Raw genomic sequence first — 21,568 nt, forward strand, 5'->3', positions numbered from 1 at the left:
CGCGCCCGTTTCATGCCGGCCTTCACCCGATACGGACGCCACTTGTCCGCGGGCTTGCGGCTTGGTGACGAAGTGTTGCCGAAAGTCGAAGATGCCGCCGATACAAGGCCGGGCGGATGCGCAAGGCATCCGCCCGGCAGGTGCGGAAACCGGATGTGAGGGTATCCGGCTTCCAGGCGAAGTTGTCAGTCGATCGCAGGCAAGGCGCGCAGGATCGTCTCGGACCCGGTGACGCGATCCCGGCGCCCCGATTGGCGGCGGCGTGCGATCCACTCGGAAAGGGTTTCCGCGGTGGTGTGGTCCATCGCCTTGACGCGGTTGAGGTCGAGGTGGACCGGCCGGTGGTCGGGCTGCTTTTCCAGCACCGCGTTCAACCGCGTGAGGCCGACGAAAGTCGCGGCCCCGTCCAGCTCGACGCGGGTTTCCTCGTCCTCTTGATGTTCACGCACCTTGAGGCGCAAGTGCCTGAAGTGCGGCAGCAGTTCCACCACCGAGAGCGCCAGGCCGACGAGAACGCCGGTCAGCAGGTCGGCCGTAAGCACCAGCACGAAAGTCACCGCCCAGATTATCGCCGGCAAGTGGCCATGCGCCTTGAACAGGTGCCGAACGTGCTTGAGGCTGACCAGGCGCCAGCCGGTCACCACCAGGACGCCGCCCAGCGCCGCCATCGGCACTTCGCGCAGCAGCCACGGCAGCAGCGCCACGAAGCCGAGGATCCACACGCCGTGCAGGATCGTCGAGAGCCGGGTCCTGGCCCCCGCCTGCACGTTTGCAGAACTGCGCACGATGACGCCGGTCATCGGCAGGGCGCCGAACAGGCCGCACAGCAAGTTGCCGACGCCCTGCGCGCCCAGCTCCTTGTCGTACTTCGTGCGCACGCCGTCGTGCATGCGGTCGACCGCGGCGGCGGAGAGCAGTGTTTCGGCGCTGGCGATGAAAGCGATGGCGAGCGCGGCGACGATCAGCGAGGGGCTCGCCAGCGGCGCGAACCATTCCAGGCTCGTGGGCAGGGCGAAGGCGGCGCCGATCGATTCGGGCACCTGGATCCGCGCTACGTCGAGGCCGGTGCCCCAGGCGGCCACGGTCGCCGCGACGACGCCGAGCAGGGCACCGGGAACGAGCGCCATCGATTTCGGCCGCAGCTTTTCCCATCCCAGCATGACCGCGATGGTCAATACGCCGAGCGCGAGGGCGAATTCGGTCGCGGCGATATTGCCGAAGTCGAGGCCCAGGATGCGCGCGGGGATCATGGCCATATTATCGAGGCCGCTGGACAGCGGCTTCTCGTCGAACAGGATGTGGAACTGTCCGATCACGATCAGCGCGCCGATGCCCGCGAGCATGCCGTGGACCACCGCCGGGCTGATCGCGCGGAACAGGCCACCCAGCTTCAGGGCGCCGGCGATGACCTGGAACAGCCCGGCCAGCAGCAGCACCGGGCCAAGCGCCTCCAGGCCGTTTTCGCGCACGAACTCGAAGACGATGACGGCGAGACCGGCGGCGGGACCGCTGACCTGGAGCGGCGAGCCGGCCAGCAGGCCGACCACAATGCCGCCGATGATTCCGGTGACGAGCCCCTTTTCCGGCGGCACGCCAGAGGCGATGGCGATGCCCATGCATAGCGGCATCGCCACCAGGAACACGACGATGGAGGCGGTGAAGTCACGCCCGAAATGCGCGAAGGGGCCGCTTCGTTCCAGGCCCTCGGCGGCACGCGTGCTTGCGCCCGTACTTGCCATGGCCCCGCTCATTCGGCGGCCTCGGCATATTCAACGGCAATCCGGACGCGGGGGGAAACCGCGACCGGCAGATCCCGATCCTCGCGCAGCGGCACGAATTCGCCGGTGTCGCCGTGAAGTCCGAGCACCTGGCCGGCATGGATGTCCACGAACCAGCCGTGCAGTGTCATCTCACCGCGCGCGACCGCGGCGGCCACCGCCGGGTGCGTGCGCAAGTGGCTGATCTGGGTGATGATGTTCTCAAGGCTGATCGCGCGGACGCGCTCCTTGTCGCCGAGGTCGCCGTGGCAGGTGCTCACGACATGCTCGGCCGCCGCGCCGTGGCGCAGCCAGGCCGCCACGTTGGGCATGGCTTCGAGGCCGGCGGGATCGCTGAGCGCCTTCATCGCGCCGCAGTCCGAATGGCCGCAGACGATGATGTCGCGCACGCCCAATGCGATCACGGCGTATTCGACCGTGGAGGTCACGCCGCCGTTCATGGTCGAATAGGGGGGGACGATGTTGCCCGCGTTGCGGCACACGAACAGGTCGCCGGGCTGTGCCTGCATGATCTGTTCGGGCACGATGCGCGAATCCGCGCAGGAAATCATCAGCGCCTTGGGCGCCTGCCCATGCGCGGTGAGTTTGCCAAAAAGCTCACCATGGGCGGGGAAAATCGACTTCTCGAAATGGAAGACGCGGCCGATCAGCTCGTTCACCTTGGTCACCTTTCTCATGGTCTGTGTGTCCCGGCGGCTCACGGCCGCCGGGCATGACCAAGAGCTAGGTGTTCCGATTGTCCCTCGTTCGTCGCGAACGTGACGAAGTTTTGCTGCGGCGCAGCGAAACTTCAGTCCGCCGTGAGCGGCAGCCGGATCGTGGCGCGGAGGCCGCCTTGCGGCCGGTTGCGCAAGTCGAGCGTGCCGTTCTCCATGCGCACCGCCTTGCGCACGATCGGCAGGCCAAGGCCCATGCCCGCGGTATCGCGCGTCCGCGCCGTATCGAGCCGGACGAACGGCTGGAGGGCGTCGGCGATGCGGTCTTCGGGAATGCCGGGGCCGTCGTCCTCGACGATGATTTCCGCCGCGCCGCCGTCCCGGCGCACGAAGACCCTGGCATTGCCGCCGTAGTGGACCGCGTTCTCGATCAGGTTCGACAGCGCCCGGCGGATCGCAACCGGCCGGGCCCGGACTTCGAGGCTGGAAGCACCCGAATAGGCCACGTCGGCGCCGTGGTCCGCCGCGGTATCGACGAGCGTTTCGGCCATGACCGCGATGTCTATGCGTTCGGCGGGGATGTTGCGCCCGTCACTGTCGACATAGGCCTGAATCGATTCGAGCAGCATGCGCATCTCGTCGATGTCGTGCGAAAGGCCTTCGCGCACTTCGGGATCGACGCTGTCGTCGTCGAGGCGGAGGCGCATGCGCGAAAGCGGGGTCTTGAGGTCATGGCCGATCGCCAGCATGGTCTGGGTGCGGTCCACCAGCGACTGGTGGATGCGCTGCTGCATTTCGTTGAGCGCGCGGATCAGGCTGCGCAGTTCGTCGGGGCCGCGTTCGGGCACCGGTTGCGGTGGTTCGGAACCCAGGTGCCGGGTGGCGCCGATCAGGTTGCGCAAGGGCTTGAGCGTGGTGCGCAGCAGCACCCAGGCCAGCACGATCAGCAGCAGCGTGGGCAGCAGCAGGCTGGCGACGCGTCCCACCGTCAGTTTCCAGGCGGCGTTGGCATGGGTATGAAAACGCACGACGCTGCGGTCCGAAAGCCGGATCGATCCGCCGATGTTCCCCGCGCCGGGAAGCTCCTCCAGGTGCAGTTCAAGGTCGCCGAGGGCCAGTTCCGGTTCGATCTCGACCACCTGGGCGCGCAGATTGGCAAGGCCGAGCGACCCCCGCTTGCGTTCTCCTGGTGCCACCCAGTCCAGGGTGAAGCGCCTGGTGCTCAATGCCTCCGCCATGGCATCGCGCGCACGCGGTTCGGCGCGTTCCAGCGTGCGCCGGGCAAGCACCAGGTTCTCGGCAATGCGCTCGGCATCGTCACGTCGCAGTTTGAACGAATTCACGCGATCGAACAGGAACGAATTGGCTGTGACATCAACGATGATGACCAGCAGCAGCACGGCCAGCAGCCGTTCGGGCAACCCCAGGCGCCGAAACAGGGAAACAAGCCCGCCGGCAGCCATCAGGTGCGCGTCACTTCCGCCTTGAACATGTATCCGACGCCTCGCACGGTGATGATCGGCGATTCGCTGCCTTCGGCCTGCAGCTTGCGGCGCAGGCGGCTTACCAGCACATCGATGCTGCGGTCGGAACTGTCGCCGATGCGCGAACGGGATAGCTCCATCAGCCGCTCGCGCCCCAGCACGCGCTGCGGATAGCCGAGAAAGGTCGAAAGCAGATCGAATTCGGCGCCGGTAAGGTCAATGATCGCCCCGCTTGGCGAGCGCAGCTCCCGGCGCGCCAGCGAGACCTGCCAGCCCGCGAAGAATATCGCGTCCGGCGCCCGGCCGTCCGCCGCGATCTCGCCGCCGTTGTCGTAGCCGCCGCCCCGCCGCAGGACGGCACTGACACGCGCCGCCAGCTCGCGCGTGCTGAACGGCTTGGCGAGGTAGTCATCGGCGCCAAGCTCCAGCCCCAGCACGCGGTCTTCCTCGCTGCCACGCGCGCTGACGAATATCACCGGCACGTCGCTTTCGCGTCGCAGCCGGCGGAACAGATCGAAGCCGCTGGTTCCGGGAAGCATGATGTCGAGCACGACGAGCTGGACGGCGGTTTCCCGCAGGGTGACCCACATTTCCGCGCCGGTCGCGGCCGTGAGCACGTTGAAGCCGCTCTGGCGGAGGGCCCGCGCCGTGAGCGTCCGCAACGCGCCGTCGTCCTCGACAAGAAGGATAGTGGGGGGGGCGGTCATCATGTCGTGGGGGAATCTGAACCGGGGGGCGACTGTCATCGTCTCTTGGCTGTCATTGCGGTGATATAGGTACTTGGGCGCGATCCGGCAATCCAGATGGTCGCGAACGGGCGGCGTCGCGGCGCGCCGGCGGGGAATCAGCCACCGGCGAGCCGTTCGCCGCGGACTTGCGCGACCGCCTTGAGCAGTCCGGCGGCCTCGGCCGGGGCAAGGCCGCTGGTGATCGAGCCGCCGTTCACGTCCTTGAAGCGCAGCCGCCAGGGGGCGCGGCTGTCCGGCCGGTAGGCGGCGGCGATCTCCTGCATGGCGCGGTCCGGAATCTCGAACACGAAGCGCGCGTACCTGTTGCAGGATATCTCGGCGGCGTCGACGCCGGGGCAATCGTCTTGCCATTGTTCGGCAACGACGAGGCCGGCCCGCTGGAGGCGGCCGTCGACGCGGTAGTTCACGCCGACCATCTCGCGCGCGGCGCTATCGTAGACCAGCTCGTGCCAGACCTGCCAGCGCACCGCTCCGCTTTCGCGATCGACCAGCGCCCGCAGATGAACGTCGCTGGCGTGGGCGCCTTCGATCCGGCGCCCGCGATCCCAGGCCTTCTGGGTCGAGACGACGATGTGCGGTTCGAGCACCTCGTCGTCCACCCGGATGCGGTCGACCACTTCGGCGGGCGTGAGTTTCGCGAGTCCGCGCGGCAATTCGTCATAGGCGGCCGCGGAGCCGGTCCAGCCGAGGGCCAGGCAGGCCGCCACCAGTCCGCGCCAGGGCATTTTCACCGCGCCGTCTCCCGGGGCGCTGTCCCGTCGGCCTCGGTCCGGGCCAGCAGCTCGCGGCTGGTCTCATCCGCCTGGGCCTGGCGATGGCGGCAGACGCGGCCCTTGCCCGGATCAGGATGGCACGCGGCATTCGCGGTTTTGCGCGCCTGGTTTGCGGGGGCTGCGGGAAGCGAGGGATGCCCCTTGAGGTGTCTGATCGTATCGGAAGCATAGGCCGCATCCGGTGCTGCGGCCGGACCGGAAAGCGTGGCGAGGGCGAGAAGAAACGCGGAAATCATTGATGTCTCCAATCTGGCATCGTGATGTGGCTAGATTGGGGAGCCTTCGTTTCCCACCTTCTGCGAAACGGTGACGAAGTGTTGCCAGTGTCGTTGCGAGGCGGCGAACCGGGGGCAAGCGTTCCGACCGTGCAATTCGGATCGGTGGGTTGCGCGGCAAAATGGATGGACCCGGTTCGGCATGAAGAGCCTGGGGGGAAGGATCGCCTTATGCGATCGTCCGCAAAGATACGTTTGCTGACACTGCCGGGCCCTGATATTCGCGGTGGGATGAGAGGCCTGCGTCTCCAGATCCTGATTCTCTTCGCGGTGCTCTGCGCAGCGCTGCATGCGCCTGCCATGGCGCATGCCGGCCATGACGAGCATGGGGAGAGCGGCGCCCTGGTGGTGGATGCCGATCAGGCCCCAATGGATCAGGCCCCAGTGGATCAAGCCGGCGCTGACGACGGATCTTCGCGGGATTCGTCCTCCGATGCATCACAGGAATTCTTCCACCATCACCATTGCCCCATGGCGATGACCGCGGAATGCGCGCAAGGCGCCGATGATGTCCTGGCGAACCGCGACATGCTTCGCCCGGGCGAAGCGGCGGTTCTCGTCTCGCGGACCTCGGCGCCGCCGGTGGAGCCGCCCCTAGCCTGAAACGCGCCGCGTTGGCGGGAGGATGATCCCGCCACGATACCTCACGCGTTTCGGGAGCAATTTCATGTCTTTGACAATGCGCACCGGCATTCTGGCCGGGTTGCTGCTGGCCTTGCCGGCGGCTGCGGGCGCCGAATCCATAAGCCTCGAGGAGGCCGTTCGCCGGGCCGTCGCGGCATCGCCCGCGCTTGCGGCTGGAGAAGCCGGTATCCGATCGGCACGAGCGGGGCGGAGCCAGGCCGATGCCCGTCCCAATCCCGTCCTGTCGGTGGAAGCGGAGAATATCGCCGGCACCGGCGCCTATGACGTGTTCCGGCAGGCCGAAACGACGGTGACGTATTCCCAGACCATCGAGCGCGGCGGCAAGCGCGATGCGCGCATCGCCTATGCCGAACGCGATGTCGCGGTTGCCGAGGCATCGGCGCGGCAGGCCCGGCTCGACCTTGCCGAAGCGGTGCAGCGCACTTTCATCGACTTGCAGGTCGCGGGGGAAGTCCTGTGGCTGGCGCAGCGGCGCCTGGAGACGGAACGCGCGATGCAGGCCGAAGCCTTGCGCCGGGTGCGCGGCTACAAGGATCCGCTGTTCGTGGAAACCCGCGCCGATGCCCGCGTGGCCCACGCCCGGCTGGCGCTCGACGAGGCCGGCGCCCGCCGCGATGCCGTGCGGGCCAGGCTCGCCTCGTTCTGGGGCGGCAAGCCGGAAGACCTCGAGGTCCCGCGCGGGATCGAGAAGCCGGACGAGCACGATCACCAGCTGGCCAGCGCCGACAGCGCCCTGGTTTCCGCATCGGTGGAACGGGCGCGGGCCGCAGTCGCGGTGGAGCAGGCGCGCGGGGTGCAGGACTACACCGTGAGCGGCGGCGTCCGGCACTTGCGGCAGAGCGGCGACGTCGCGCTGGTGGCCGGGATTTCGATCCCGCTCGGCCGCTTCGACCGCAACCGGGGCAATATCGAGCGGGCCCAGGCCGAACGGCAGCGGATCGAACTGGCAGCCGAGGCGGCCCGTCTCGATCGCCTGCGCCAGCTGGCCTCGCTGCGGGCTGACGCGGAAGCCGCCCGGATGCGCGCCGATGGCATCATGCAGGATGTCTATCCCAAGGCTACGCACGCGCTTCAGCAGGTGCGCGAAGGCTACAATCGCGGCGGCTTCCGCTTCGCCGACGTGCAGGATGCCGCCGACGCCATCATCGAAATCCAGTCGCAGTGGGTCGAAGCGATGACCCGCTACCGCGATGTTCTGTCCCAGATCGATCGGCTGACCGGGCGCTTCGAGGCCCTCGCCGGAGAGGAAATGCCATGAGGAATATCCGTAACGCCGCCGCGATCGCGCTGCTCGCCCTTGTCGTTCCGCTGGCCGCCTGCGGGTCCGACCCGGTGCCGGCGGAGCACGGGGAAGAGGCGGCCGAAGTCGAAAAGGGCCCGCACGGCGGGCGCCTGCTCAAGGACGGCGATTTCGTCCTTGAAGTAACGATCTTCGAGACCGGGCAGGAACCGCAGTTCCGCGTCTATGCCACGCGCGGGGCCACGCGCGGGGGCGAGCCGGTCGATCCGGGGACCGTGCGGCTGGCGATGACGCTGCGGCGGCTGGGAGGCGAGGTGGATACGTTCGCGTTCAAGCCCGAGGGCAAGTTCCTGGCCGGGCAAGGCACGGTGGAGGAACCGCACAGCTTCGACGTGGAAGTCCTCGCGCTCGAGAACGGAAGGCGTCACGCCTGGAAATACGCCAGCCCCGAAGGACGCACGCGCATCGCGGCCGCAGCGGCGAAGGCGGGCGGGATCGAGATCGCGGCCGCCGGCCCGGCCACGATCGGCGAGACGCGCGAGCTGTTCGGCACCGTCGAACTGGCGCCATCGGCGCGTTCGGAAATCCGGGGGCAATTCCCGGGGCGCATCGTCAGCGTGACCAAGGCGGTGGGCGACTATGTCCGGCGCGGCGAACTGCTCGCCCGGATCGAATCGAGCGAAAGCCTGCAAGTCTACCCGGTGCACGCCACCGTCACCGGCGTGGTGGCCGAGCGCGGCGGCAATCCCGGCGACGTGACGGGCGACAGGGCACTCTACGTCATCACCGATCCCAGGCTGACTTCGGTTGTCTTCAACATCTTCCCCAAGGACCTGGCGGCGATCCGGCCCGGCATGCGGGTGGAGATCGAGGCCATGGACGGCACCCCGATCGCCGCCAGCCGGCTGGGCGACTACCTGCCCGAAGGCAATGCCGAGGCGGGGACCGCGCTGGTCCGCGCGCCGGTTTCCAATCGTGCGGGCTGGCTGCGCGCCGGCATGGCGCTGCGCGGGAAAGTGACGGTGAACGCGGTGCCGGTTCCGCTCGCGGTGCGCACCGAAGCCATCCAGTCCTTTCGCGACTTCAAGGTGGTCTTCGCCAATTACGGGCAGGACTACGAAGTGCGGATGCTCGAACTGGGCCGTTCCTCGCCCGAATGGACCGAAGTGCGGGGCGGCCTGAAACCGGGCACGCCTTATGTGACCAAGGGTTCCTTCCTGGTTCGCGCCGACATCGAAAAGTCGGGCGCGAGCCACGATCACTGAGCGGGAGGGGATAGATCATGCTTGCCCGCATCATCGGCTTTTCGATCCGCCAGCGCTGGTTCGTGCTGGCGGCGGCCACCCTGCTGTGCGCCATCGGCGTGTGGAGCGCGGTGAAGTTGCCGATCGACGCCGTGCCGGACATCACCAATGTCCAGGTCCAGATCAACACCGAGGCGGAAGGCTATTCCCCGCTCGAATCCGAACAGCGCGTCACCTTTCCGATCGAAACCGCCATCGCCGGCATCCCCGGTCTTTCCTACACCCGTTCGATCTCGCGCTATGGCCTGAGCCAGGTCACCGTGGTGTTCGACGACGGCACCGACACGTATTTCGCGCGCCAGCAGGTCAACGAGCGATTGCAGGCGGTCAGGTCGCAGCTGCCGGCCGGGATCGAGCCCCAGATGGGGCCGATCGCCACCGGGCTGGGCGAAATCTTCATGTTCGCCATCGAACCGAAGCCGGGAGGCGCCAGGCCCGACGGCAGCCCCTGGACGGCGACCGACCTCAGGACCTTGTCCGACTGGGTGGTGCGCCCGCAGATGCGCGCCATTCCCGGCGTGGCCGAAGTCAACACCATCGGCGGCTACGAACGGCAGTACCACGTCACGCCCAATCCGGCGCAGCTGGCGGCGCTCGACTTGTCGCTGAACGATCTGGTCGAGGCGCTGGAGCGCAACAACGCCAATCGCGGCGCCGGCTATGTCGAGCGTGGCGGCGAGCAGATCCTGATCCGGGTGCCGGGGCAGGCCGCCAACGAAGGCGACCTGTCGCGGATCGTGGTGGCCACGCGCGGCGACGTGCCGATCCTTGTGGGGGACCTGGCGGAAGTCGTGATCGGATCGCAGCTGCGTACCGGGGCCGCGACCGAGAACGGCAAGGAAATCGTGCTTGGCACCATTTTCATGCGCACCGGCGAAAACCCCCGGGTGGTCGCGCAGGCGGCGGCGGAAAAGCTCAGGCAGGTGACCGCTTCGCTTCCCGCCGGGGTGGTCGCGCATCCGCTCTACGATCGCACCGAACTGGTCGACCGGACGATCGCGACGGTCGAGAAGAACCTGGCCGAAGGCGCGCTGCTCGTGGTCGTGGTGCTGTTCCTCCTGCTCGGCAATTTCCACGCCGCGCTCATCACCGCGGCGGTCATCCCCATCGCGATGCTGATGACCCTGACGGGCATGCTCGCCACGCGGACGTCGGCCAACCTGATGAGCCTGGGGGCGCTCGATTTCGGGCTGATCGTGGACGGGGCGGTCATCATCGTCGAGAACTGCCTGAGGCGGCTTGGCGAGGCGCAGCATCGCGCCGGGCGCCTGCTCGACCGGGACGAGCGCTTCGGTCTGGTCGCCAAGGCCGGCGCCGAAGTCATCCGGCCCTCGATCTTCGGCATCGTCATCATCACGGCGGTCTACCTGCCGATCTTCGCCCTGGAAGGGATCGAGGGGAAGACCTTCCATCCCATGGCGATCACCGTGGTGCTGGCGCTGACGGCGGCGCTGCTGCTGTCGCTGACGCTGGTGCCGGCGGCGGTGGCACTGTTCGTCACCGGCAAGGTGGAGGAGAAGGAAAACCGCGTCATGCGCTGGATCGGCGCGGGCTATGCGCCGCTGCTCGACAAAGTGCTGACGCGGCCGAAACGGGCACTGGCGATCGCCGTGCTGCTTGTCGCGGCGAGCGGCGCCGGCGCCACGCGCCTGGGTTCGGAATTCATTCCCAACCTCGATGAAGGCGACATCGCCATGCATGCGCTGCGCATCCCGGGAACCAGCCTGAGCCAGGCGGTGCGGATGCAGGAGGCGCTGGAGAAGCGCATCCGACAATTCCCGGAAGTGGAACGGGTCTTCGCGAAGATCGGCACCGCCGATGTCGCGACCGACCCGATGCCGCCCTCGGTCGCGGACAACTTCATCATGCTCAAGGATCGGAGCCGGTGGCCCGATCCCCGCAAGCCGCGCGTCCAGCTCGTGGCCGAACTCGACAAGGCGGTATCGGAGATCCCCGGCAACAACTATGAATTCACCCAGCCGGTGCAGATGCGCATGAACGAGCTGATCGCGGGGGTCCGCGCCGACGTGGCGATCAAGCTGTTCGGCGACGATCTCGATCAGCTGCTCGAAAGCGGCGATGCCGTCAACGACGTGGCGGCGTCCATTGCGGGCGCGCAGGACGTGAAGCTGGAACAGGTCACCGGCCTGCCGATGCTCTCGGTCACGCCGCGCCGCGACATGCTGGCGCGCTACGGCATCAGCATGGCCGATGTCCAGGATGCCGTCGCCACCGCCACCGGCGGCAGCAAGGCCGGCGAGGTGTTCGAAGGCGATCGGCGTTTCGCCGTCGTCGTGCGCCTGCCCGAAGCCTTGCGCACCAATCTCGATGCGCTCGGCAACCTGCCGGTGCGGGTGGCCGGCGGCACGGCGGTGCCGCTGGCGCAGCTGGCCGATATCGCGCTCGCGGCCGGACCCAACCAGGTCAGCCGCGAGAACGGCAAGCGCCGCGCGGTCATCACCGCCAATGTGCGCGGGCGCGATCTGGGCTCGTTCATGGCCGAACTGCGCGAAAAGGTGGCTGGCGAGGTGGCGCTTCCGGCGGGGTACTACATCGAATACGGCGGCACTTTCGAACAGCTCCAGTCCGCCAGGACGCGGCTGGCGATCGTGGTGCCGCTGGTGCTGGTGCTGATCTTCGGGCTGCTGTTCACCTTGTTCGGATCGATGAAGGACGCCGCGATCGTCTTTTCCGGCGTGCCGCTCGCCCTTACCGGCGGCGTGGCGGCTTTGGCACTGCGGGGGATTCCGATGTCGATTTCGGCGGGCATAGGGTTCATCGCGCTGTCCGGGGTGGCGGTGCTCAACGGCGTGGTCATGCTGTCCTTCATTCGCGAACTGCGGGAGCGCGGCGCCGGATTGCTGGAAGCGGTGCGCGAAGGCGCGCTCACCCGCCTGAGGCCGGTCATGATGACTGCGCTGGTGGCATCGCTCGGCTTCGTGCCCATGGCGCTGAATGTCGGCGCTGGATCGGAAGTCCAGCGCCCCCTGGCGACGGTGGTGATCGGCGGCATCATCTCCTCGACGATCCTGACCCTGCTGGTGCTGCCCGCGCTATACGCGCTGGTCCACCGGCGCGAGGAGGAGGTGGAGGGGCGGCTCGAAACACCCGAAGCTAACGGTTGCTCATCCTAGCTGTCTGGTTGCGACACATCATTGGCATAATAAAGGATGCGGTCTACTTCAGCGACGAGAACCTGCTGGTTTGCGGGAGGCTTGGAGAGGCGCAATAATTGCTTGCCGGATTCTGGGCAGGCTCGGCTGTGGCGGCAGCCTGGCGATTCTTTTCCCCCCTTTGGCCTGCTTGAGCCGAAGGAACTGAAGGAAAGCAAAGGCGAGCATGGACACCAGCGCGTGTCGGTGCAGGCCTTTTCATGACCGGCCTTCGAAGTGGTCGAGGCCCAGATCTTCAAGCATGGCTTTTCGTCTTTGGAGAACCGAGCACGGCAGGAACCCCAAGGCGAGCGACCGGGCTGACTTCCTCGAACTGGTGTCAGAGTGCTTAGACGCTCTGAGAGGGAAAAAGCCGGGGAGCGGCTACGACACAGCAAGCTGGTCGATTGATTGCGCACCAATCAGTCACTTTTAGGATGGTGGGTGTTTAGAAGGGCTTGGTCGCAGCCTGAGTAGAATTTCTCGCGTTTCCAAGTGCATGGAAATGAAATTGGCTCCCCGAGTAGGATTCGAACCTACGGCCATTCGATTAACAGTCGAATGCTCTACCGCTGAGCTATCGGGGAGCAGCCTTGCGATGTCTCCACCGTTGGGCAGGGGTGCGCCTATAGCAGTGCCGCCGTGATTGGCAACCCCCGTTGCGGTGGAAAATTCCACCAAGTTCCTTCCTTCCCGTGGGCGAGGGGGTCAGACTTGGAACTGCTCGGCGAAGATGCGTTCTTCCAGCGTGAAGCCGGGGTCGAACAGCAGCGTCAGTTCCTTCTCGGGCGTGGCGACGATGCGGACCGTGGATACGTCGCGCACTTCCTTCTGGTCGGCGACGGCGGCGACCGGGCGCTTGCCGGGTTCGCGGACGCGGAATTCGACTTCCGCGCTTTCGGGCAGGATCGCCCCTTTCCACCGGCGCGGGCGGAAGGGGCTGAGCGGTGTCAGCGCCAGCATGCGGCAGCCCAGCGGCAGGATCGGCCCGTTGGCCGACAGGTTGTAGGCGGTGGAGCCGACCGGGGTGGCGATCAGGATGCCGTCGCCGGCCAGTTCCTCCATGCGCACTTTCCCGTTGATGCGCACTTCCAGCTTGGCGGTCTGGCGCGTTTCGCGCAGCAGCGAGACTTCGTTGATCGCGTAATAGCTGAATTCCCTGCCGTCCTGCGTGGTCGCGTGCATGCACAGCGGGCGGACCGGTACGCGGTGGGCTTCGGCCACGCGCCGGGCGATGGGAACGCGCCCGTGCGCCTGGGCATCATCGTGCTGCCCGTTCATCAGGAAGCCGACCGTTCCCAGATTCATGCCGTAGACCGGCTTGAGTTCCTGCCAGTCCAGCATTTCGTGCAGGACATGGAGCAGGAATCCGTCGCCGCCCAGCACCACCAGCACATCGGCATCCTGCGGCGAGACCCACGGATGCGAATCCCGCAGCACCTGCGCACCGGCCTGCGCCTTGACGCTGTCCGACACGATGAGAGCCAGCTTCGGATCGTCGCTCATCAAATCTCCGGGCCACCGTGGATCTTTTGCGGCTGGGCTGTCGAATTTTGAACGGTTTGGCAAGGCCTTTGGGCTAAAGCCCTGGGCATGGGCGCATCACAGCAAGAACATGTTCAGAGCCATCCCAAAGGGATCGAGGATCGACTGACCGGCATTCCGGGGATCGAGGCGGTGCACGATCGCATGGCCGATTGGCGATCCGATCCCGCCATCGCGCCCCGCCATGCCCATGTCCATGCGATGATGCTGGGACTGCGCCGCCTCGACACCATCAACGCGGCATATGGCGCGGCGGCCGGGGATGGCGCGCTGGAGGAAGTGGCGGCCCGTATTGCTCACTTCGCGGCGGATGAACTCGACGGGCCCTGGCAGCTCGCAAGGGCGGGCGGCGGGCGCTTCCTGCTCGTTGCCAACGAAGCCTGCAGCCGCGAGCGCTGGCAGCTGGTCGCGGATCAGCTTGCCGACCTGATCGCGCGCCCGATCGCGGTGCCTTTGGGAATACTGCGACTGTCCCCGCGCGTGGCACTGATCCGGGCGCTGACCGACGAAAGCGTGGAATCCATGCTGGATCGCCTCGGGCATGCCTTGCAGCAGGCGAGCGAGCAGCAGGGCGAGCGACTGGCCTGGGCGGACGGCGAAGTGACCCCGCCGGGGCGATCGAGCGCGCAGCTCGAGGCGGACCTGCTGGTCGCGATCGATCGCGACGAGATCGAGATCCTGTTTCAACCGCAGTTCAGCCTTGCAGACGACGCGCTGACGGGGGCAGAGGCCCTGGCGCGCTGGAATCATCCCGAACTCGGCCGGATCGGTGCCGGCGCCCTGTTCGCCATCGCCGAGCGCGCCGACCATATCGGGCCGCTTTCGCGTCACATCGCCCGCAAGGCGCTGTGGGCCGCGTGCGAGTGGCCGGGCGAACTGCGTCTTTCCATCAACGTCACCCCCGCCGATCTCGCCTTCGGCAGCTACGTGCGCCAGATGCTCGACCTCGTGCGGGAGAGCGGCTTCCCGCCGCGCCGCCTGACCTTGGAGGTGACCGAGCAGGCGCTTATCAGCGACGTCGCGCTGGCGGCGCAGACAATGGCCGAATTTTCCGCGCAGGGCATCCGCATCGCCCTCGACGACTTCGGGGCGGGGTTCTGCAACTTCCGCTACCTCAAGGTGCTGCCGATGCATTACCTCAAGCTCGACCGTTCGATGATCGAGGGGGTGGCCAGCGACAAGCGCGACGTGGCGGTGCTGCGTGCGATCGTGGCGATGGCGGCGGCGCTGGATCTCCAGGTGATCGCGGAAGGGATCGAGGACGAGGGGCAGCGCGCGGTCGCGGCCCATGAGGGCTGCGCATATTACCAGGGCTTCCTGCGCGCGCAGCCGATGAGCGCGGCGATGTTCGCCAAGCTGGCGGCGGCTTGACGGTTCAGCGCGGAACGATACGTCGGACGACACGGGGAATGCGGCCGTCGGGCCAGCATATTTTCGCCGCCTGCGCCCGCGAGGGCTTGTCCACGCGGGTGAGCCGGCCGTGCTCTTCCATGAACCGTACCGCTTCGCCAGGCGAAGGCAGTGCGAGACCATCGGCTTCGACGGTGGCCACCGCCGCCTCGTCGCACCAGGCGGGCAGGCGTTTCATGGCCGCCGCGTGCGCCCCGCTGCCGCGATAGGCGCGCATCGCCTCCCGCGTTTCCCAGTGCGAGACGGTCCAGAACGTCCATTTCCAGTTGGACGCAAGGTAGCCGCCGGTAAAGCCCGGCATGCCCTCCAGCTGCGCCGTGCTCGCATTGGCATGGCGCAGAAATGCGGGCAGGAACCAGAACCGGCGCAGCTTGAGGCGGGTAAGCGAAACGATGGCCATCTATGCTCACCTTTCAGGACGGCATTGGCGAGCCGGGGGCAATCAACTCATGCCAACCGTCTCATGCCTTGACCTTTTCCGTCGTCTATCAGCTGGCCTTGCGCGCCACAACCGATAGCCCCTTGGTCAGCTGGAACAGGCCGTTGAGGCGGCTCTTGGGGTCGCCCCAGGCGCGGGTCAGGACCAGCTTGTTGTCGGGACGCAGCTTGACGGTGCCCTGCAACCGCTCGGCATAGGCGATGAGGCCCATGGGATTGGGGAAACTGTCGTTGTGGAAGCTGACCAGCGCGCCGCGCGGGCCGACGTCGATCTTGGCGATATGCGCCTCGATCGCCTGGCGCTTGATCTCGATAAGCCTGACGAGATTGGCGGTTGCGTCGGGCAGGGGGCCGAAGCGATCGATCATCTCTGCCGATAGCGATTCTATCTCCGCCTGGCTGTCGGCGTCGTTGAGGCGGCGATAGAGCGCCATGCGCACCGCGAGGTCGGGCACGTATTCCTCGGGGATCATGATCGGAGCCTCGACCGTGATCTGCGGGGAAAGGCCCGAGGTGTTCTTCTCCAGGCCGACACCGCCGGCGCGCGCGGCCATGATCGCGTCTTCCAGCATCGACTGGTAGAGTTCGAAGCCGACTTCGCGGATATGGCCGGACTGCTCGTCGCCCAGGAGGTTGCCCGCGCCGCGAATGTCGAGGTCGTGGCTGGCGAGCTGGAACCCCGCGCCCAGCGAATCGAGATCGCCCAGCACCTTGAGCCGCTTCTCCGCGACTTCGGAAAGCTGGGTGTTGGCCGGCGTCGTCAGATAGGCATAGGCGCGCAGCTTGGCGCGACCGACGCGGCCGCGCAGCTGGTAGAGCTGGGCCAGGCCGAAGCGGTCCGCGCGGTGGATGATGATCGTGTTGGCGCGCGGGATGTCCAGGCCGGATTCGACGATCGTGGTTGAAAGCAGGACTTCGTACCGGCCTTCGTAGAAGGCGCTCATCCGCTCTTCCACTTCGCCGGCGCCCATCTGGCCGTGCGCGGTGATGACCTTCACTTCGGGCACGTGCTTGTGGAGCCACTGTTCGACGTCGGGCATGTCGGCGATGCGGGGCACGACGATGAAGCTCTGGCCGCCGCGATGGTGCTCGCGCAGCAGGGCCTCGCGCATGACCATGTCGTCCCATTCCATCACGTAAGTGCGGACGGCCAGGCGGTCTACCGGCGGGGTCTGGATGGTCGACAGTTCGCGCAGCCCCGACATCGCCATTTGCAGGGTGCGCGGGATCGGCGTGGCCGTGAGCGTCAGGACGTGGACGTCGGCGCGAAGCTGCTTGAGCCGTTCCTTGTGGTTGACGCCGAAGCGCTGCTCCTCGTCGACGATGACGAGCCCGAGGCGCTTGAAGCTGACGCTCTTGGCCAGGATCGCGTGGGTGCCGCAGACCACGTCGACGGTGCCGCTGGCAAGGCCGTCGCGCGTGGCCCTGGCTTCCTTTTCGGGGACGAGGCGCGAGAGCCGGCCGACGTTGAGCGGGAAGCTGGCGAACCGCTCGGCGAAACCGGCGTAGTGCTGGCGGGCGAGCAGGGTGGTCGGCGCGACCACGGCGACCTGCTGTCCGGCCATGGCGGCGACGAAGGCGGCGCGCAGCGCCACTTCGGTCTTGCCGAAGCCGACATCGCCGCAGACCAGGCGGTCCATCGGCTTGCCTTCGGACAAGTCGCCCAGCACATCGGAAATGGCCGCTTCCTGGTCCTCGGTTTCTTGCCAGGGGAAACGGTCGACGAACTGGTCATAGGCCGAACTTTCGGGCAGCAGCACCGGGGCCTGGCGCAAGGCGCGCGCGGCGGCGGTCTTCATCAACTCGCCGGCGATTTCGTTGATGCGCTCCTTGAGGCGGGCGCGGCGCTTCTGCCAGGCCTCGCCGCCCAGCTTGTCGAGCGCCACGCCCTCGCTCTCGGAGCCATAGCGCGAGAGGACGTCGAGGTTCTCGACCGGGATGTAGAGCTTGTCGCCGCCCGCGTATGTCAGCATCACGCAGTCGTGCGGCGACTGGCCGACCGGGATCGACTGCAAGCCTTCGTAGCGACCGATGCCGTGATCCATGTGGACGATCAGGTCGCCCGGGGTCAGCGCCGCCAGTTCGGCAAGGAAGGCGTCGGAATCCTTCTTGCGCTTCTTGCGGCGCACGAGACGGTCGCCGAGAATGTCCTGCTCGGTAAGAACCTCTATCGCGTCGTTCGCGAAACCGGTTTCGAGCGGCAATACCAGCGCGGCGGAGCGTCCCTGCACGGCCAGGCCAAGCGCTTCCTGCCAGGTATCGGCCAGGCGGGGTTCGGGTCCTTTCGCTTCCCCCAGGATCGAGACGAGCCGGGCGCGGCTACCGACGGAATAAGCGGCGAGGATCGGTTTGCGTCCGCCCTTGCCGATCGCGTGGAGGTGCTTGGCGGCGGCTTCGTAGGCATTGTCGCCGCGGGCGCGTTCCGGCGCGAAATCGCGGCCATTGGCGAAGCCGAAGTCGATGACCTTGGCGCTCTCCGGCTGGGCGAAGGGATCGGCGCGGTGGACCGGGAAGCTGGCCAGCGTCCGCTCGAACTCCTGGTCGCCGAGATACAGGGCATCGACGGCGAGCGGGCGGTAGCTGCCGGCCTTCTGACCGGAAGTCTCGACGCGCGCCTTGTGGTAGTCGGCAATATCGCCGAGCCGTTCCTGCGCCGCGCCGATGGCGGATGTGTCCGCAATGAGAAGATCGTCCTTGGCAAGGTGATCGAACAGGGTGACCAGCCGTTCCTCGAACAAGGGCAGCCAGTGTTCCATGCCGGCAAGGCGCCGCCCGTCGCTGACCGCCTGATAGATCGGATCGGCGGTGGCGCCTGCACCGAATATCTCGCGGTAGCGGCCCCGGAAGCGCTTGACCGTTTCCTCGTCGAGCAGGGCCTCGCTGGCGGGCAGCAGCAGGTGCTCGGGAATCGTGCCGGTCGAACGCTGGGTGCCGGTGTCGAACAGGCGCAGCGTTTCCAGTTCGTCTCCGAAGAAATCGAGCCGCAGGCCCGCGTCGAGGCCGGAAGGCACGATATCGAAGATCGAACCGCGCACCGCGAATTCGCCGGCATCGATGGCGGTATCGCTGCGCTGGTAGCCCTGGCGGCGCAGCAGGGCGATCAGGCTTTCGTGGCCGATCTCCATGCCCGGCTTGATGCTGCGCACCGATTCGCGGATGCGAAACGGCGTCAGGACGCGCTGAAGAATCGCGTTCGCGGTGGTGACGAGCAGTTGCGGGCCGCTTCGCTTCGCTTGCAGCCGGTACAGCGCGGCGAGCCGCTGGGCGCTGACCGACAGCGCCGGGCTCGCGCGGTCATAGGGCAGGCAGTCCCACGCCGGGAATTCGATCACGTCGAGTTCGGGCGCGAAGAACCGGGCCGCCTCGGCGATCGCGCTCATCGCGGCGTCGTTGTCGGCGATGAAGACGGCGCGGCCTTTCGCCGCGCGGGCAAGATCGGCCATGACCAGCGGCTGGCTGCCGCGTGCCACCGAAGCCAGTGTCACCGGCGTCCTGGCGGAAAGGATGCGTTGGATGGCGTTTGGGACGAAGGACATCGTCAACGCGGAATCTCCACGTAATCCAGCAATTTCATCCGCTCCATCAGGGCACCCTGGAAGCGTTCCGGCACGATCTGGGTGCCCAGCGCCCAGGCCATGACATCAACGTCCTCCTCCTCCAGCAAGTCCTCGAACCAGCGGATGTCCTCTTCGGACCAGGCTTGGTGGAAGCGGTCGAAGAAGCAGCCGATCATATAGTCGGCCTCCCGCGTGCCGCGATGCCAGGCGCGGAACTTGAGGCGGGCGAGGCGGGGAGGGAGTTCGGACATGGCCGCGCGCGGTAAGCCAGCACGCGCGGCATGGCAAGCCGCCGCCGAGCGCGCTAAGAGCCTCACCATGCGGCCCGATGCGCTCAATTCGCTGTTCGTGGAAATCGACGCGCTCGACGGTGTCGGGCCGAAACTGCGCCGGCCGCTGGAAAAGCTCGGCCTCGCGCGGATCAAGGATCTCGCCTATCACTTGCCGGACCGCTTCGTGGAACGGCGCGCCGTCGCCAACCTGGACGAAGCGAGCGTGGGCGAGAACATCATCGTGGCGCTGACGGTGCGCGAGCATCGCGCTTCTTCCGGACGCGGCCCGTTCCGCGTCGTGACCGAGGATGCGATCGGCAATTACTGCACCCTGACTTACTTCGGCCGGGCGTCCTACACCGCGAAGAAGCAGCTTCCGGCAGGCGAGCGCCGCTGGATCGCCGGACGGCTCGACCAGTACGGGCAGATGCTCCAGATCGTACATCCCGAGCATGTCTCGGAAGACGCCTCCACCCCGCTCGGGCAGCTGCGCGAGGCGGTCTATCCGCTGTCGGAGGGCCTGACCCAGGGCCGCGTCGCCGCGCTGGTGCAGCAGGCGCTCAAGGCATTGCCCGAACTTCCCGAGTGGATCGAACCAGGCCTGCTCGCGCGCATGAAGTGGCCGGACTGGCGCGAGGCCTTGCGTGAGGCGCACAAGGGCACGCATGCGGCCGCGCGCGATCGGCTCGCCTACGACGAGTTGCTCGCCAACGCGCTGGCGTTGATGCTGGTGCGCGAGAGCAACCGCTCGCAGCGCGGCACTCCGCTCTCCGGTGACGGTTCGCTGCGGGCGAAGCTGCGGCTGCCTTTCGATCTCACCGGCGCGCAGAAGCGTTCGATCGGCGAGATCGAGGGGGACATGGCGCAAGCCGCGCCGATGCTGCGGCTGCTGCAGGGCGATGTCGGTTCGGGAAAGACGGTGGTGGCGCTGTCGACGATGATGATCGCCGTCGAAGCCGGCGCGCAGGCGGCGCTGCTGGCACCGACGGAGATCCTGGCCCGCCAGCATTTCGAGACGCTCTCTCGCATCGCGCAGGGGACCGGCGCCGAGATCGCGCTGCTGACCGGACGAGACAAGGGCAGGGCGCGCGAATCGATCCTGATGGGCCTTGTCGACGGCTCGATCGACATCGTGGTGGGCACCCACGCGATCTTTCAGGATAGCGTGGCCTACAGGAACCTCGCGCTGGTGGTGATCGACGAACAGCATCGCTTCGGCGTGGGCCAGCGGCTGATGCTGGCGCGCAAGGGGCGCCGCGCACCGCATACGCTGGCGATGACGGCAACGCCCATCCCGCGCACGCTGACGCTGGCGCAGTACGGCGAGATGGACGTCTCGCGGCTTGACGAGCTGCCGCCTGGCAGGCAGGCGATCGACACACGCGTGGTCTCGGTCGAGCGCATGGGCGATGTCGTCGGCGCTCTCGCCCGCCACATCGAGGCGGGGCAGCAGGCATACTGGGTCTGCCCGATGGTGCGCGAGAGCGAGAGCGACGATCTTGCCGCCGCCGAGGCCCGCTATGCGGCGCTGAAGGAACGCTTCGGCCAGGATGTCGCGCTTGTCCACGGTCAGCTGCGGCCCGAGGCGAAGGACGCCGCGATGGAGCGTTTCGCCGCCGGTCAGGCAAAGCTGCTGGTCGCCACCACCGTGATCGAGGTGGGTGTCGATGTTCCTAACGCGACGCTGATGGTCATCGAGCAGGCCGAGCGCTTCGGCCTCGCCCAGCTGCACCAGCTGCGCGGCCGGGTCGGGCGCGGCAGCGCGAAGTCGACCTGCCTGCTGCTGCGCGGTCCCGCACTATCCGAAACCGCGCGCCAGCGCCTGGCCCTGATGCGCGAGACTCAGGACGGTTTCAGGCTGGCCGAGGAAGATCTGGAACTGCGCGGTGGCGGCGAACTGCTCGGCACGCGCCAGTCCGGCGACACGCCGTTCCGCATCGCCAGCCTGGAGCAGATCCAGAAACTGCTGCCGCTCGCCCACGATGACGCCCGGCTGCTGATCGAACGCGACGGCGGCCTCGCCGGCCCACGCGGAACGGCGGCGCGGCTGCTGCTCTATCTTTTCGAGCGGGACTGGGGCGTGCAGTTGCTGCGAGGCGGGTAAAGGTGTGGCTTGCGTGACCAGCACGAATACGCAAGGCGATCAGCGGTTTCGATCGCACGCTTGCGATCAGGGCCCGAGCTCACATTTATATTAAATCCCAAAGGTAATCCCCCGGCTATGCCGGGGAGACCATCATAGTTTGACGTATCCGGGAACCCATCGCGACATTTGCTTTCGTGAGCCGCC

At 67.2% G+C, this 21,568-nt stretch carries 16 protein-coding genes, 1 tRNA gene and 1 pseudogene; 6 read left to right on the plus strand and 12 right to left on the minus strand.

Annotated elements, in window-relative coordinates; genetic code table 11:
* Nucleotides 1–185: 185 nt before the first annotated feature.
* The 6 genes from BM052_RS16570 to BM052_RS16595 all read right to left on the minus strand — a co-directional run bounded on the left by BM052_RS16570 (nt 186) and on the right by BM052_RS16595 (nt 5,676).
* Complete coding sequence (locus BM052_RS16570) at nt 186–1,739, minus strand: SulP family inorganic anion transporter (RefSeq protein WP_091148713.1); 1,554 nt, start codon at nt 1,737–1,739, stop codon at nt 186–188.
* Nucleotides 1,740–1,747: 8 nt separating this feature from the next.
* Nucleotides 1,748–2,437, minus strand: coding sequence for a carbonic anhydrase (locus tag BM052_RS16575; protein ID WP_091148715.1), 690 nt, complete (start codon nt 2,435–2,437; stop codon nt 1,748–1,750).
* 131 nt (nt 2,438–2,568) lie between these two features.
* The gene (locus BM052_RS16580) at nt 2,569–3,897 is read right to left on the minus strand and encodes an ATP-binding protein (protein WP_091148686.1); all 1,329 of its coding nucleotides are present in this window, start codon (nt 3,895–3,897) and stop codon (nt 2,569–2,571) included.
* Nucleotides 3,897–4,625 (minus strand): response regulator transcription factor, encoded by a 729-nt coding sequence (locus BM052_RS16585; protein ID WP_177198522.1) that lies wholly within the window; start codon nt 4,623–4,625, stop codon nt 3,897–3,899. The genes BM052_RS16580 and BM052_RS16585 overlap by 1 nt, the downstream gene beginning before the upstream one ends.
* A 137-nt stretch (nt 4,626–4,762) precedes the next feature.
* Nucleotides 4,763–5,392, minus strand: a complete 630-nt coding sequence (locus tag BM052_RS16590) for a hypothetical protein (RefSeq protein WP_091148690.1) — start codon at nt 5,390–5,392, stop codon at nt 4,763–4,765.
* Between the two features lie 2 nt (nt 5,393–5,394).
* Nucleotides 5,395–5,676, minus strand: coding sequence for a hypothetical protein (locus tag BM052_RS16595; RefSeq protein ID WP_091148691.1), 282 nt, complete (start codon nt 5,674–5,676; stop codon nt 5,395–5,397).
* Nucleotides 5,677–5,805: 129 nt separating this feature from the next.
* On the opposite strand from BM052_RS16595, the gene BM052_RS16600 reads away from it, so the two are divergent.
* From BM052_RS16600 to BM052_RS16615, 4 genes are all read left to right on the plus strand, one after another.
* The gene (locus BM052_RS16600) at nt 5,806–6,318 is read left to right on the plus strand and encodes a hypothetical protein (protein ID WP_177198523.1); all 513 of its coding nucleotides are present in this window, start codon (nt 5,806–5,808) and stop codon (nt 6,316–6,318) included.
* Between the two features lie 64 nt (nt 6,319–6,382).
* Nucleotides 6,383–7,618: a TolC family protein gene (locus BM052_RS16605; RefSeq protein ID WP_091148694.1), complete on the plus strand. Its 1,236-nt coding sequence runs from the start codon at nt 6,383–6,385 to the stop codon at nt 7,616–7,618.
* The gene (locus BM052_RS16610) at nt 7,615–8,865 is read left to right on the plus strand and encodes an efflux RND transporter periplasmic adaptor subunit (protein WP_091148696.1); all 1,251 of its coding nucleotides are present in this window, start codon (nt 7,615–7,617) and stop codon (nt 8,863–8,865) included. The genes BM052_RS16605 and BM052_RS16610 overlap by 4 nt, the downstream gene beginning before the upstream one ends.
* 17 nt (nt 8,866–8,882) lie before the next feature.
* Entirely contained in the window at nt 8,883–12,038 is a 3,156-nt protein-coding gene (locus BM052_RS16615; RefSeq protein WP_091148698.1) for an efflux RND transporter permease subunit, read from the plus strand.
* Between the two features lie 135 nt (nt 12,039–12,173).
* Here BM052_RS16615 and BM052_RS20310 read toward each other — a convergent pair.
* From BM052_RS20310 to BM052_RS16625, 3 genes and pseudogenes are all read right to left on the minus strand, one after another.
* A pseudogene (locus tag BM052_RS20310) lies at nt 12,174–12,314 on the minus strand (IS701 family transposase); the annotation flags it as partial.
* A 254-nt stretch (nt 12,315–12,568) separates the two neighbouring features.
* Nucleotides 12,569–12,643, minus strand: a tRNA-Asn gene (locus BM052_RS16620).
* 121 nt (nt 12,644–12,764) lie between these two features.
* The gene (locus BM052_RS16625; RefSeq protein ID WP_091148700.1) at nt 12,765–13,562 is read right to left on the minus strand and encodes an NAD kinase; all 798 of its coding nucleotides are present in this window, start codon (nt 13,560–13,562) and stop codon (nt 12,765–12,767) included.
* 87 nt (nt 13,563–13,649) lie between these two features.
* Between BM052_RS16625 and BM052_RS16630 the strand changes: the two genes are divergently transcribed.
* Complete coding sequence (locus BM052_RS16630; protein WP_091148702.1) at nt 13,650–14,972, plus strand: EAL domain-containing protein; 1,323 nt, start codon at nt 13,650–13,652, stop codon at nt 14,970–14,972.
* 4 nt (nt 14,973–14,976) lie between these two features.
* Here BM052_RS16630 and BM052_RS16635 read toward each other — a convergent pair whose 3' ends face one another.
* The 3 genes from BM052_RS16635 to BM052_RS16645 form a co-directional block, all read right to left on the minus strand.
* On the minus strand, nt 14,977–15,411 hold the full coding sequence (locus BM052_RS16635; protein WP_091148703.1) for an antibiotic biosynthesis monooxygenase: 435 nt from the start codon (nt 15,409–15,411) through the stop codon (nt 14,977–14,979).
* Nucleotides 15,412–15,499: 88 nt separating this feature from the next.
* Nucleotides 15,500–18,985, minus strand: a complete 3,486-nt coding sequence (mfd, locus tag BM052_RS16640) for a transcription-repair coupling factor (RefSeq protein ID WP_091148704.1) — start codon at nt 18,983–18,985, stop codon at nt 15,500–15,502.
* Between the two features lie 2 nt (nt 18,986–18,987).
* Nucleotides 18,988–19,257 (minus strand): FAD assembly factor SdhE, encoded by a 270-nt coding sequence (locus BM052_RS16645; protein ID WP_091148705.1) that lies wholly within the window; start codon nt 19,255–19,257, stop codon nt 18,988–18,990.
* Between BM052_RS16645 and recG the strand changes: the two genes are divergently transcribed.
* Nucleotides 19,256–21,382, plus strand: coding sequence for an ATP-dependent DNA helicase RecG (recG, locus tag BM052_RS16650; protein ID WP_091148707.1), 2,127 nt, complete (start codon nt 19,256–19,258; stop codon nt 21,380–21,382). The two genes, BM052_RS16645 and recG, sit on opposite strands and share 2 nt — an antisense overlap.
* Nucleotides 21,383–21,568: the final 186 nt, after the last annotated feature.

The organism is Novosphingobium sp. CF614 (assembly GCF_900113255.1).
Taxonomy (GTDB): Bacteria; Pseudomonadota; Alphaproteobacteria; order Sphingomonadales; family Sphingomonadaceae; genus Novosphingobium.

Coding starts and splice junctions, on each gene's coding strand:
- BM052_RS16570 (WP_091148713.1), bottom strand. CDS start 1,739: ATGGCAAGTACGGGCGCAAGCACGCGTGCCGCCGAGGGCCTGGAACGA.
- BM052_RS16580 (WP_091148686.1), bottom strand. CDS start 3,897: ATGGCTGCCGGCGGGCTTGTTTCCCTGTTTCGGCGCCTGGGGTTGCCC.
- BM052_RS16585 (WP_177198522.1), bottom strand. CDS start 4,625: ATGACCGCCCCCCCCACTATCCTTCTTGTCGAGGACGACGGCGCGTTG.
- BM052_RS16590 (WP_091148690.1), bottom strand. CDS start 5,392: ATGCCCTGGCGCGGACTGGTGGCGGCCTGCCTGGCCCTCGGCTGGACC.
- BM052_RS16595 (WP_091148691.1), bottom strand. CDS start 5,676: ATGATTTCCGCGTTTCTTCTCGCCCTCGCCACGCTTTCCGGTCCGGCC.
- BM052_RS16605 (WP_091148694.1), top strand. CDS start 6,383: ATGTCTTTGACAATGCGCACCGGCATTCTGGCCGGGTTGCTGCTGGCC.
- BM052_RS16610 (WP_091148696.1), top strand. CDS start 7,615: ATGAGGAATATCCGTAACGCCGCCGCGATCGCGCTGCTCGCCCTTGTC.
- BM052_RS16615 (WP_091148698.1), top strand. CDS start 8,883: ATGCTTGCCCGCATCATCGGCTTTTCGATCCGCCAGCGCTGGTTCGTG.
- BM052_RS16625 (WP_091148700.1), bottom strand. CDS start 13,562: ATGAGCGACGATCCGAAGCTGGCTCTCATCGTGTCGGACAGCGTCAAG.
- BM052_RS16630 (WP_091148702.1), top strand. CDS start 13,650: ATGGGCGCATCACAGCAAGAACATGTTCAGAGCCATCCCAAAGGGATC.
- BM052_RS16635 (WP_091148703.1), bottom strand. CDS start 15,411: ATGGCCATCGTTTCGCTTACCCGCCTCAAGCTGCGCCGGTTCTGGTTC.
- mfd (WP_091148704.1), bottom strand. CDS start 18,985: ATGTCCTTCGTCCCAAACGCCATCCAACGCATCCTTTCCGCCAGGACG.
- recG (WP_091148707.1), top strand. CDS start 19,256: ATGGCCGCGCGCGGTAAGCCAGCACGCGCGGCATGGCAAGCCGCCGCC.
- BM052_RS16645 (WP_091148705.1), bottom strand. CDS start 19,257: ATGTCCGAACTCCCTCCCCGCCTCGCCCGCCTCAAGTTCCGCGCCTGG.